Origin of the sequence: Arthrobacter humicola (assembly GCF_039531445.1) — a bacterium.
In the GTDB taxonomy this organism is placed as follows: domain Bacteria; phylum Actinomycetota; class Actinomycetes; order Actinomycetales; family Micrococcaceae; genus Arthrobacter; species Arthrobacter humicola.
Map to the genome: position 1 here is coordinate 51635 of NZ_BAAAQB010000035.1, position 12092 is coordinate 63726.

The 12092-nt window shown below is 68.0% G+C and carries 9 protein-coding genes; 3 read left to right on the forward strand and 6 right to left on the reverse strand.

Going from position 1 to position 12092, the window contains the following annotated elements; translation table 11 throughout:
* Positions 1–145 precede the first annotated feature (145 nt).
* The gene (locus ABD243_RS12680; protein ID WP_116768431.1) at positions 146–817 is read left to right on the forward strand and encodes a vitamin K epoxide reductase family protein; all 672 of its coding nucleotides are present in this window, start codon (positions 146–148) and stop codon (positions 815–817) included.
* Between the two features lie 102 nt (positions 818–919).
* On the opposite strand, the gene ndk is transcribed toward ABD243_RS12680, so the two are convergent.
* Genes ndk through ileS form a run of 4 tightly spaced genes read right to left on the reverse strand, consistent with a single transcriptional unit; the run spans position 920 to position 6574 of the window.
* Positions 920–1333: a nucleoside-diphosphate kinase gene (gene ndk / locus ABD243_RS12685; protein WP_091253679.1), complete on the reverse strand. Its 414-nt coding sequence runs from the start codon at positions 1331–1333 to the stop codon at positions 920–922.
* Positions 1334–1384: 51 nt separating this feature from the next.
* Entirely contained in the window at positions 1385–1861 is a 477-nt protein-coding gene (locus ABD243_RS12690; RefSeq protein ID WP_344366217.1) for a DUF4233 domain-containing protein, read from the reverse strand.
* A 3-nt stretch (positions 1862–1864) separates the two neighbouring features.
* Positions 1865–3223, reverse strand: coding sequence for a bifunctional folylpolyglutamate synthase/dihydrofolate synthase (locus ABD243_RS12695; RefSeq protein WP_344366220.1), 1359 nt, complete (start codon positions 3221–3223; stop codon positions 1865–1867).
* A gap of 3 nt (positions 3224–3226) precedes the next feature.
* The gene (ileS, locus tag ABD243_RS12700) at positions 3227–6574 is read right to left on the reverse strand and encodes an isoleucine--tRNA ligase (protein WP_344366226.1); all 3348 of its coding nucleotides are present in this window, start codon (positions 6572–6574) and stop codon (positions 3227–3229) included.
* Positions 6575–7016: 442 nt separating this feature from the next.
* Here ileS and ABD243_RS12705 point away from each other — a divergent pair, with 442 nt between their 5' ends.
* Positions 7017–8099 carry an endonuclease/exonuclease/phosphatase family protein gene (locus ABD243_RS12705; protein ID WP_344366230.1) on the forward strand — a complete coding sequence of 361 codons (1083 nt, stop codon included), beginning with the start codon at positions 7017–7019 and terminating at the stop codon, positions 8097–8099.
* Between the two features lie 55 nt (positions 8100–8154).
* Here ABD243_RS12705 and ABD243_RS12710 read toward each other — a convergent pair whose 3' ends face one another.
* Positions 8155–8943, reverse strand: a complete 789-nt coding sequence (locus ABD243_RS12710; protein WP_344366232.1) for an SDR family oxidoreductase — start codon at positions 8941–8943, stop codon at positions 8155–8157.
* 27 nt (positions 8944–8970) lie between these two features.
* Positions 8971–9360 (reverse strand): DUF488 domain-containing protein, encoded by a 390-nt coding sequence (locus tag ABD243_RS12715; protein WP_344366235.1) that lies wholly within the window; start codon positions 9358–9360, stop codon positions 8971–8973.
* Positions 9361–9410: 50 nt separating this feature from the next.
* On the opposite strand from ABD243_RS12715, the gene valS reads away from it, so the two are divergent.
* A complete protein-coding gene (gene valS, locus ABD243_RS12720) occupies positions 9411–12029 on the forward strand; it encodes a valine--tRNA ligase (protein ID WP_344366237.1) in 2619 nt (872 codons plus the stop codon).
* The last annotated feature ends 63 nt before the right edge of the window (positions 12030–12092 follow it).

The window sequence follows — 12092 nt, forward strand, 5'->3', positions numbered from 1 at the left end:
AGAGCCGTCAAAGCTGGCGTAGGCAAGGCCGGAAGTGCCCCGGCTGCGGGCCGCGACGGGACAGACAGGGGCGTTTCCCGGCGCCGTCCAGCCCGCGGCGTTACAATCGGGGCCAGAAGCACCCGATCAAAAGGACTCATATTCCATGCCCAGCATCTCCAGCACTGCCGGTGACGCGACCGCGCACCAACCGGGCTCCGGACCGGCCCCCGCGGACCGGCCCCTTCCCACCATGACCCGCGACCGGCCGTTCGCCTGGCTCTTGCTGATCACCGGAGTGATTGGCTGGCTCGCATCCGGCGCCCTGGTGCTGGAGAAGCTCGAGGTCCTGAAGAACCCCAACCACGTCACGATCTGCGACGTGAACCCATGGATCTCCTGCGGCCAGGTCATGCAGACGCCGCAGAGTTCCGTGTTCGGCTTCCCGAACATGTTCATCGGAATCGTCGCGTTCGCGGTGATCATCACCACAGCCATGGGCATCCTGGCCGGCGCCAGGTTCGCCCGCTGGTACTGGCTGGGGCTTCAGACCGGCGTGAGCCTGGGCTTCGTGTTCGTGGTCTGGCTCTGGTCCCAGGCCCTGTACTCCATCCACATCCTCTGCCCGTTCTGCATGATCGTCTGGGCCATAATGATCCCGATGTTCGTCTGGGTGACCATCCGGAACATCTCCCACGGCGTGATCGCCCTGCCCGCCGGCCCCACCAGGGTCCTGGGCGAGGCCGGCTGGATCATCACGGCGCTGCTCTACGTCGCCGTCATCGCCACGATCTTCTTCGCCTTCATCCAGGTTTTCATCGGGACATCCGGGTATTAGGAACCGCGCCCCGGGAAAACGAGCTGACAGAAAAGGCCAATGTTCTTCGCGAACATTGGCCTTTTCTGTTACCCCGGTGCGGAGTAAACCCGGAAATGAGGGCTAGAACCAGATCTTGATCTCGCGCTCGGCGGACTCCACCGAATCCGAACCGTGGACCAGGTTCTGCTGCACGGCCAGGCCCCAGTCGCGGCCGAAGTCGCCGCGGATGGTGCCGGGCGCCGCCGTCGTCGGGTCCGTGGTGCCGGCGAGGGAACGGAAGCCCTCGATCACGCGGTGTCCCTCGAAGATCGCGGCGACAACGGGGCCGCTGAGCATGAACTCAACCAGCGGCTCGTAGAACGGTTTGCCGACGTGTTCCTCGTAGTGCTGCTCCAGCAGCTCCCGGCTCGCATCGACTTTCTTGAGCTCGGCCAGGGTGTAGCCCTTGGCTTCGATCCGGCTCAGGATGGCGCCGGACAGGTTGCGGGCGACGCCGTCGGGCTTGATCAGGACGAGGGTGCGCTCAATGCTCACAGCTGCTCCAATGTGTTGGGGTGGGGTTCGGGTCAAGTCTACGGGTTCGGGCTACGTGTTCCGGGCGTCGGCGCCGGGGGTCTGTTCCGGCCCGCTGCCCGCGGGATGGGCCGCTTCCCATTCAGCCTGTTCGCGTTCCCGCTGGGCCGCCTCCCGGTCAATCCGGATGCCGGTGCGGATGCCGTACCACCAGGACACGGCGAAGAGGGCGCCGACGAGGTACATGGCGGGCTCCACGAGGCCGCCCAGGATGAGCACCAGCTGCAGGATCCAGCCCAGGGCCACTCCCCACGGTTTCGAGAGGACCGCGCAGGTCAGGACGAACACGAGGCACAGCCCGATCCCCACCGAGAAGACCAGGGCCGGCGGGAACTCGTTCCGGTGGAGCCCAAAGACGGCCAGCGTCCCGAACAGCACCACAAACGCTTCCAGCAGCAGGACCGTGGAGGCGAACATGACCTTGGTGGAACGCCGCTTTTTGGGCATGCCCGGGCGCCATTCGCGCTGGGCTTTGGTGAGTTTGGCCATCGCTTAAGCGTCCGCCTTTCCGAGCAGGATCCGGGCATCGGCAACCAGCGTGATGGACCCGGTGACCAGGACGCCGCCGGCGAGTTCGTCGTCGGCTTCGGCGCGTTCCACGGCCCATTCCAGGGCGTCGTCGAGCTTCGCGGCGACATGGATGTTGTCCTCGCCAAAGCCCAGATCCATCGCGATCTCGGCAAGGTCCTCGGCCGGGACGGCCCGGGGCGAGTTGGACTCGGTGAAGCAGTATTCGGTGGCGAGCCCGCCCAGGGATTCCTTGAGCTGGCGGAGGATCTCCTCGGCATCCTTTTCCCGCAGGACGCCGACCAGCACCACGAGCTTGGTGAAGTTGAAGGCCTCGTGGATGGCCTCGGCGGAGACCCGGATGCCTTCCGGGTTGTGGGCCGCGTCCACGATGATGGTCGGCGCGGTGCGGACCACCTCGAGCCGGCCCGGGGAGGTGACGGAGGCGAAGGCCTCCTGCAGGATCTCGGCGTCGATCGCCTTTTCCGCGCCGAAGAACGCTTCCAGCGCGGCGATCGCGACGGCGGCGTTCTCGGCCTGGTGTGCGCCGTGCAGCGGCACCAGCAGGTCCTCATAACGGCCGGCGATGCCCTGGATGGTGACCATCTGGCCGCCGACCGCGACAGTGCGGGATTCGACGCCGAACTCCACGCCTTCGAAGCGGAACGGCACGTTGACTTCCTTGGCCTTTTCCAGCAGGACCTGGGCCGCGTCGACCGGCTGCGCCGCGCTGATGAGGAAGCCGCCGGGCTTGATGATGCCGGCTTTCTCGTAGGCGATGTCCCCGGTGGTGTCGCCGAGCAGCTCCGTGTGGTCCAGGGAGATCGGGGTGACCACGGACACCTGGCCGTCGCCGACGTTCGTGGCGTCGGTGATGCCGCCCAGACCCACCTCGATCACGGCGACGTTGACCGGCTGGTCCGCGAAGACCGCGAAGCCCAGGATGGTCAGGCACTCGAAGTACGTCAGCCGGGGCTGGCCCTCGGCCTCGAGTTCGCTGTCCACGATCTGCAGGTAGGGGCGGATCTCGTCCCAGATCCGGACGAAGGTCTCATCCGGCACCGGGGCGCCGTCGATGCTGATCCGTTCGGTGACCTTGGACAGGTGCGGGCTCGTGTAGCGGCCGGTGCTCAGGCCGTGGGCCCGCAGGCCGGCTTCGATCATCCGGGCCGTGGAGGTCTTGCCGTTGGTGCCCGTGACGTGGATGATCGGGAAGGCCTTGTTCGGCTCCCCCAGGATCTCCATGGCACGGAACAGCGGGGCGAGCCGCGGCTCCATCTTGTTTTCGGGCGCCCGGCCCAGGAGCTCGGCGTACACGCTTTCTACGGAGAATTCGTCGGTCATGGCTTAGGCCCCTACTTCTGCAGCGGTCCTGGCAACACTGACCTGCGGTTCTTTGACGTCGGCCGGGACGGTGTCCAGCCGGACCGTCAGGGTTTCGGTGGTGACGAGCGCCGCGTTGGCCAGGAGGGCATCGATGATGTCTTGCTTGGCGGTGACTGTGGTGTGGATGCGGTCGCTGACGTTGAGTCCGGCGTCCTTGCGGGCCTGCTGGATGGCGCGGACCATGTCGCGGGCCGCACCTTCGGCTTCCAGCTCGGGGGTGACTTCGGTGTTGAGAACCACGAAACCTCCGCCGGGCAGCACGGCCGCTGCGCGGGATCCCTCGCCTTCGGCGGCCTCGGCCACGACGGTTTCCAGGGTGTATTCCTGCGGCTCGAGCTCGAGCCCGCCGGCGGTGACCACACCTTCGTCGCTGACCGACCAGTCGCCGGACTTGGAGCCCTTGATGGCCTGCTGGACGTTCTTGCCCAGGCGCGGGCCCGCGGCGCGGGCGTTCACCACGAGCTTCTGCTCGATGCCGAATTCCTCCGGGGAGGCGTTCTCGGCGTCGAGCAAGCGGACCGAGCGCAGGTTCAGTTCATCGGCGACGACGGCGGCGAAGCCTTCCAGCGCGTCCGCGCCGGGTGCCACGACGGTGAGTTCCTGCAGCGGCAGCCGCACGCGGAGGTTCGCGGCCTTGCGCAGCGAGGAGCCGGTGGAGCAGATCTGCTGAACCCGGTCCATCGCCTCGACGAGGTCGGCGTCGGCCGGGAACAGGTCGGCGTCCGGCCAGTCGGCCAGGTGCACGGAGCGGCCGCCGGTGAGGCCGCGCCAGATTTCCTCGGTGACCAGCGGCAGGAGCGAGGCCGCGACCCGGCAGACCGTTTCCAGCGCCGTGTAGAGCGCGTCGAAGGCGTCGACGTTCTCGTCGAAGAAGCGCTGGCGGCTGCGGCGGACGTACCAGTTGGTGAGCATGTCCAGGTAGCCGCGCAGTTCGTCGCAGGCGCCGGAGATGTCGTAGTTGTCCAGCTGGGCGGTCATGTTCCGGACGAGGTCCCCGGTGTTGGCCATCAGGTACTGGTCCAGGGTGTCGGCGTAGCCGTCGTAGCGGAGTTTGGCGTCGTAGCCTGAGCCGCCGGCAGAGGCGTTCGTGTACAGCGTGAAGAAGCTGTACACGTTCCACAGCGGCAGGATGACCTGGCGGACGCCGTCGCGGATGCCCTGCTCGGTGACCACAAGGTTGCCGCCGCGCAGGATCGGGCTGGACATCAGGAACCAGCGCATGGCGTCGGAGCCGTCGCGGTCCAGGACCTCGGAGACGTCCGGGTAGTTGCGCAGGCTCTTGGACATCTTCTGCCCGTCGGAACCCAGGACGATGCCGTGGCTGATGACGTTGCGGAAGGCCGGCCGGTCGAACAGCGCGGTCGAGAGGATGTGGAGCATGTAAAACCAGCCGCGGGTCTGGCCGATGTACTCGACGATGAAGTCCGCCGGGTTGTGGGTGTCGAACCATTCCTCGTTCTGGAACGGGTAGTGGACCTGGCCGTAGGGCATGGAGCCGGAGTCGAACCAGACGTCCAGGACGTCCTCGACACGGCGCATGACGGACTGGCCTTCCTCCGGGGTGCGGGGGTCGTCCGGGTTCGGGCGCGTGAGGTCGTCGATGAACGGCCGGTGCAGGTCCACCTGGCCGTCATTGTTCAGCGGCAGGCGGCCGAAGTCGGCCTCGATCTCTGCGAGCGAGCCGTAGACGTCGGTGCGCGGGTAGTCCGGGTCGGTGGACTGCCACACCGGGATGGGGCTGCCCCAGTAGCGGTTGCGGCTGATGGACCAGTCGCGGGCGTTGGCGAGCCACTTGCCGAACTGGCCGTCCTTGACGTTGCCCGGGATCCAGTTGATCTCCTGGTTGAGCTCGGACATGCGGTCCTTGAACTTGGTGACCTCGACGTACCAGGAGGACACGGCGCGGTAGATTAGCGGGTTGCGGCAGCGCCAGCAGTGCGGGTAGCTGTGCTCGTAGCTGGCCTGGCGGACCAGGCGGCCCTGGGCGCGGAGCACCTGGGTGATGGGCTTGTTGGCCTCGAACACCTGCAGCCCGGCGATTTCGGCGAGGTCGCCGTGGCCGAAGAGCGGCAGGAACCTGGCGCCCTCGTCGACCGACAGGACGACGGGGATGCCGGCCTCTTCACAGACCTTCTGGTCGTCTTCACCATAGGCGGGAGCCTGGTGGACGATGCCGGTGCCGTCGGTGGTGGTGACGTAGTCGGCCACGAGGAAGCGCCAGGCGTTCTCGGTGCCGTACTTCTCGGCATCGTGGAAGTAGTCCCAGAGCGGCGCGTACGTCAGCCCTTCGAGCTCGGCGCCGGTGTGGCGGGAGGTGACGGCGGCCTCGGCGGCAGCCACGCCCTCGGCGCCGTCGCCGTAGCCGAGGTCCTTGGCGTAGGCGCCCAGCAGGTCCCCGGCGAGCAGGAAGCTGCCCGTCACGGGGGCTTCGGCCGCGGCGGCCTTGATCCCGTGCGGGCCGGCCGGCAGCACCACATAACTGATGGCCGGCCCGACGGCGAGCGCCAGGTTGGTGGGCAGCGTCCAGGGGGTGGTGGTCCAGGCGAGCGCCTGCACCCCGGCGAGCTGCCTGGACAGCTCCGACTCCCCTGCCGTGATGGGGAAGGTGACGGTGACGGTCTGGTCCTGACGGTTCTTGTAGACGTCGTCGTCCATGCGCAGTTCATGGTTGGACAGGGGCGTCTCGTCTTTCCAGCAGTACGGCAGGACGCGGTAGCCGTTGTAGGTCAGGCCCTTCTCATGCAGCTGCTTGAAGGCCCAGAGCACGGACTCCATGTATTCGACGTTGAGCGTCTTGTAGTCGTTCTCGAAGTCCACCCAGCGCGCCTGGCGGGTGACGTAGCTCTTCCACTCGTCGGCGTACTTCATGACGGAGGCACGGCAGGCGTCGTTGAACTTGTCGATGCCCATGGCCTCGATCTGGGTCTTGTCCGTCATGCCCAGCTGCTTCATGGCTTCCAGCTCGGCGGGCAGGCCGTGCGTGTCCCAGCCGAAGCGGCGTTCCACGCGGCGGCCGCGCTGGGTCTGGTAGCGGCCTACGAGGTCCTTGGCGTAGCCGGTCAGCAGGTGGCCGTAGTGCGGCAGGCCGTTGGCGAAGGGCGGGCCGTCGTAGAAGACGAATTCGTTGCTGCCGTCTTGGCCGGCGTCGCGCTGGTCGATGCTGGCCTGGAAGGTGCCGTCCTGGTCCCAGTACTTGAGGATGCGCTCTTCGATCTCCGGGAACTTCACAGAGGCGGACACGCCTGAGGCGTTGGAAGCGGAGGTGGTGGAACCGGCGGGTGCGGCTGAGGCCTTGGGGTAATGGGTCATCTCGACATCCTGGGTTGAGCGGCGAACACATGTATTCATTCAGGATGCGAGGACGGCTCCTGCACTGTCTTTCGACAACACCGGCACCGCGGTACCACCTCACTTACCGCCACCGGGCCCGCACCCTTTCGGGAAAGGGGCTGCGCCGGCGTCGGCCGCTCATTACTGCTGTGACGGGCTTACCCGTCCGGTTCTACTGGCCCTGCACGCGCTGCCGCGACTACGTCGCCACCGCACGCGGGGGTGTTCTTCCGGAAGCTCACCGGTGATGGCCGGGTCAAAGCTGCTACGTCGATGTTACTGCAAATCACGGCCCCAAATGGAGCGACCGGCAGTGACCGGCAGTGACACCGCCCGGCAAACGTGCCCTCAGGGGCGACGCGAACGGCCGGACTGCTTAGACTCTTGCCATGACCGACCCCCGGCCGCCTCGGGCCGACCCATGATGAGCCGCCGCGCGAGCCGCCGCTGGCAGGTGTCCTCGGCCCTGTGCGCCGCGCCCGTGGCCGTGGTGTCCCTTTTTCGGGCGGTCCCGGCGCCGTGGCCGTCGCCGGTGGTGCAGCTCGTGGCCTTCACGCCCTGGTTCGCGCTTCCGGCCGGGGCCGCCTTCCTGCTGGCGCTGCCGGGACGCCGTCCGTGGACGGTCCTGCCCGCCGGTGCCCTGCTGGCCCTCCAGCTGCTCTGGCTGTTCCCGCCGGACCGGTTAGCGGACCGGCTCCTGGCTGCGCAGGCTGATCCACTGCAAGGCGGGCAGCAGGGCGCAGGGCAGGAAGCGGGCACGGGACAGCCGCCCGCCACCGAACTGAAGGTCATGACATTCAATGCGTGGAAGGGCCAGGCGGACGCCGCGGAGGTGGTGCGGCTGGTGCGCGAGAACGGCGTCGAGCTGCTTGCCGTCCAGGAACTCTCGCCCGCCCTGGAAAGACGGCTGGATGCCGAGGGGCTGGGCACGCTGCTTCCGCACCGGATCAGCCGGGCGGTCGAGGGCGCGGGAGGAGGCGGCGTGTACTCCTCCCGCCCGATCGCTCCGTTGGACTCCGTGGACGGTTCCGCTTTCCATATGCCCACCGTGCGGATGGACCTTGGCCCGGCTCCGGCCGGGGACCCCAACGGACGGCCGGTCTCCCTCGACGTGACCAATGTGCACACCAAGGCTCCGGTGTGGGGCCGGGCCGGGCAGTGGCGGAGCGAACTCGCGGCTCTGGGGCGCGTCGCGGTCCGTCCGGGCAACGTGCTGCTGCTCGGCGACTTCAATGCCACCCTGGACCACGCCGAGTTCCGCCGGATGCTGGCGGGCGGCGAAGGCGGGGCCGGCCCCGCCGGCCCCCTCGTCGACGCCGGGGCCGCGGCCCTGGCCCGTCTGGTTCCGACCTGGCCGCAGGCCGGACCGCCCCTGCCGGGCGTGGTGATCGACCACGTCGTGACCAGCCCGCAGGTGCGCAGTTACGGCTATTCCGTGCTGCCCGTGGTCGGCTCGGACCATGCAGCAGTACTGGCCACACTGAGAGTCCCCGCCGGCGGCTGACCGCAGCACCGCCGCTGCCCGGGCAGCGCAGGCGCCCCGCAGCCCGGTGTCCTTCTCAGGCCTTGCGGATCACCTTGAAGTTGGAGGCCTGGGCTACCGGGCGGATCACGATCTCGTCCAGGTTGACGTGGTGCGGGACGGAGACGGCGTAGCGGACCACGTCCGCAACGTCTTCGGCGGAGAGCGGCTTCTCGACCCCGGCGTAGACCTTGGCGGCCGCGTCCTGGTCGCCGAGGCGGTTCAGTGCGAACTCTTCGGTGTAGACCATGCCGGGGGCCACCTCGATCACGCGAACGTTGTGCTCGGCCTCTTCGAGCCGCAGGGCGCCGGTCAGTGCGTGCTGGGCGAACTTGGCCGCGTTGTAGCCGCCGCCGCCCTCGTATGCCGCGTATCCGGCGGTCGAGGTCAGGTTCAGCACGGTGCCTTCGCCGCAGGCCCGCAGCATGGGCAGGAACGCACGGATCAGCTTCATGCTGCCCAGCACGTTGACCTGGTACATCCATTCCCAGTCCCCGGTCTTGGCCTCGGCGACTTTGTCGGCGCCGCGGGCCCCGCCCGCGATGTTGACCAGGGTGTCGATGCCGCCGGCCCGGGTCACCTCGTCGAGGAGCCGGGCGACGTCGGCGTCGTCGGTCACGTCGGCCGGAAGCGCGACGGCGCCGGTCTCGGCAGCGAGCGCTTCGAGCCGGTCCGCGCGGCGGGCGACCGCGAACACGGTCCAGCCTTCCGTGCGGAGCGCCCGCACGGTGGCTTCGCCGATCCCGGTGCTGGCGCCGGTGACCACGGCTGCCTTGGCCGCTGCTGCCGGGGCTGCTTTTGCGTTGTTGTCGATTCCCTCAGTCATGGCACCACCCTAACGGCAATGCCGGGCTCAGTTCCCGCTGTGGCCGCCGTGCTGCAGGAACTCCTTGAGCACCCGGGCGTGGTTGGTCTCCGGGTCCCGCGCCCCGAACAGGAGTGTCACTTTCCCGTGTTCCGCCGCCAGGGCGTACAGCGTCTGCACGGCCGGGTTGGTTTCGAGCTCGGCCTCGTAGGCCGCCCGGAACGCCGCAAACCGTTCCTGCATATGCCCGAATTCCGTGCGCAGCGGCGGGGAGGGCGCCACGTCCTTGAGCCAGAGGTCCAACCGGGCCCGTTCCTTGCTGACGCCCCGCGGCCAGAGCCGGTCCACCAAAACCCGGCAGCCGTCGTCGTCCGCGGGGGCGTCATAGACGCGCTTGAGCACGAAGTTTCCGGCACCGCTTTCCGGAGAATTGTCCATTTGCGCATGCTACTGCAGGTCGGCGCTGCGGGCCGTGGAAGAATTGACCCATGGCTGAAGACAATCAGGGTACAGACACGCCCACCACCACCCCCATCAACGTTCCGGACAAGCCCGCCCTGGAGGGGCTGGAAGGCGCCCTGACCCGGCGCTGGCTTGACGAAGGGACCTACAAGTTCAACCCGGACACCACCCGGGAGCAGGTCTACTCGATCGACACTCCCCCGCCGACGGCGTCGGGTTCCCTCCACGTAGGACACATGTTCTCCTACACGCAGACCGACGTCCTGGCCCGCTACCAGCGCATGACCGGCAAGAATGTCTTCTACCCCATGGGCTGGGACGACAACGGCCTGCCCACCGAGCGCCGCGTGCAGAACTATTACGGCGTGCGCTGCGATCCGGCGATCTCCTACGACGCCGGCTACCGCCCCCCGGCCGAGCCCGCCAAGAACCAGCGCGACTTCGACGTCATCTCCCGCAGGAACTTCATCGAGCTGTGCGAGGAGCTCGCGGTCGAGGACGAGAAGGTCTTCGAGCACCTGTTCCAGACCCTGGGCCTGTCCGTGGACTGGAACTTGACCTACCGGACGATCGATGACAAGTCCCGCGCGATCTCCCAGCGGGCCTTCCTGGCCAACCTGAGTGCCGGCGACGCGTACATGGCCGAGGCGCCCACCCTGTGGGATGTCACCTTCCGCACCGCGGTGGCCCAGGCCGAGCTTGAGGACCGCGAAGTCGCGGGCGCCTACTACCGCTACCCGTTCTTCACCGCCGAGGGCGAGAAGATCTTCATCGAGACCACCCGCCCCGAGCTGCTGGCCGCGTGTGCCGCGCTGGTGGCGAATCCCGACGACGAGCGGTACCAGCCGCTGTTCGGCAAGAAGGTCACCTCTCCCCTGTTCGGCGTCGAGGTGGAGGTCAAGGCCCACCCGCTCGCTAAGGCGGACAAGGGCTCGGGCATCGCCATGGTCTGCACCTTCGGCGACCTCACCGACGTCACGTGGTGGCGCGAACTGCAGCTGCCCACCCGCGCGATCGTGGGCCGCGACGGCCGTATCATCGGCGAGACCCCGGAGTGGATCACCACCGAGGAAGGCCGCGCCAACTTCGCGGCAATCGCCGGCAAGACCGTCTTCAGCGCCAAGGAGGGCGTGGTGGAACTCCTGGCCGCCGCGGAACTGCTCGACGGCGAGCCCAAGAAGATCATGCACCCGGTGAACTTCTTCGAGAAGGGCGACAAGCCCCTTGAGGTCGTGACGTCCCGCCAGTGGTACATCCGCAACGGCGGCCGTGATGAGGACCGGCGCGAACGGCTGATCGGCCGGGGCAACGAAATCGAGTTCCACCCGTCCTTCATGCGCTCCCGCTACGAGAACTGGATTTCGGGGCTCAACGGCGACTGGCTCGTGTCCCGCCAGCGCTTCTTCGGTGTCCCGGTACCGGTCTGGTACCCGCTGGACGCCGACGGCAACCCCGACTACGACGCCCCGATCCTGCCCGCGGACGCGCAGCTGCCGGTGGATCCGGCCGCCGACGCCGCGCCCGGTTACGAGGAAGCCCAGCGCGACGTGCCGGGCGGCTTCACGGGCGACGCGGACGTCCTGGACACCTGGGCCACGTCCTCGCTGACCCCCCAGATTGTGGGCGGCTGGAGCACTGACGAGGCACTCTTCGCCAAGGTCTACCCGTTCGATGTGCGCCCGCAGGGTCACGACATCATCCGGACCTGGCTGTTCTCCTCCGCCGTGCGCGCCGACGCGCTGCAGAACACGGCGCCGTGGAAGCACGCAGCCATCTCCGGCTGGATCCTGGACCCGGACCGCAAGAAGATGTCCAAGTCCAAGGGCAACGTGATTGTTCCCACGGACGTGCTGGATGAATACGGCTCCGACGCTGTGCGCTATTGGGCCGCGTCCGCCCGGCTCGGTGCGGACACGGCGTACGAGATCGCCCAGATGAAGATCGGCCGCCGCCTGGCCATTAAGCTCCTGAACGCCTCCAAATTCGTCCTGAATCTGGGCGCCACGGAGGACTCGGTGGTTTCCGGCGACCTGTCCGTGCTGAGCAACCCCCTGGACCGCGCCGTCCTGGCCCAGCTCGCCGACGTCGTCCAGCAGGCCACGAAGGCGTTCGAGGGCTACGACTACGCCCGGGCCCTGCAGATCACGGAGAGCTTCTTCTGGAACTTCACCGACGACTACGTCGAGCTCATCAAGGACCGTGCCTACGGTGCCGCCGGCGAGGAGCAGCAGGCGTCGGTGCTGGCCGCCCTCGCGACGAGCCTGGACACCCTCCTGCGGCTCTTCGCCCCGTTCCTGCCGTTCGCCACGGAGGAAGTCTGGAGCTGGTGGCGCACCGGTTCCGTGCACCGCGCCCAGTGGCCGTCCGCAGTCGAGATCGACGGCGACACGAACCTCCTGGGGACGGTCGGCACCGCGCTCAGCGGCATCCGCAAGGCCAAGTCCGAGGCCAAGGTCAAACAGCGCACCGAGGTGCTCTCTGCCGCCATCACGGCACCGGAGTCGATCATCACCCAGCTGAAGGCAGGCCTGGCCGACCTCAAGGCCGCGGCAAATGCGCGTGACATCTCGCTCGTGGCCGGCGACGGCGAGTTGGCCGTCAGCGGAGTCGTGCTGGCAGCTCCCGAGGAGCCCGCCCAGGCGTAGCGGCAGCGGCGTAGTCCAGCCAACCAGGACGAGGGCCCTCCGCCCGGCTCAGGCCGGGCGGAG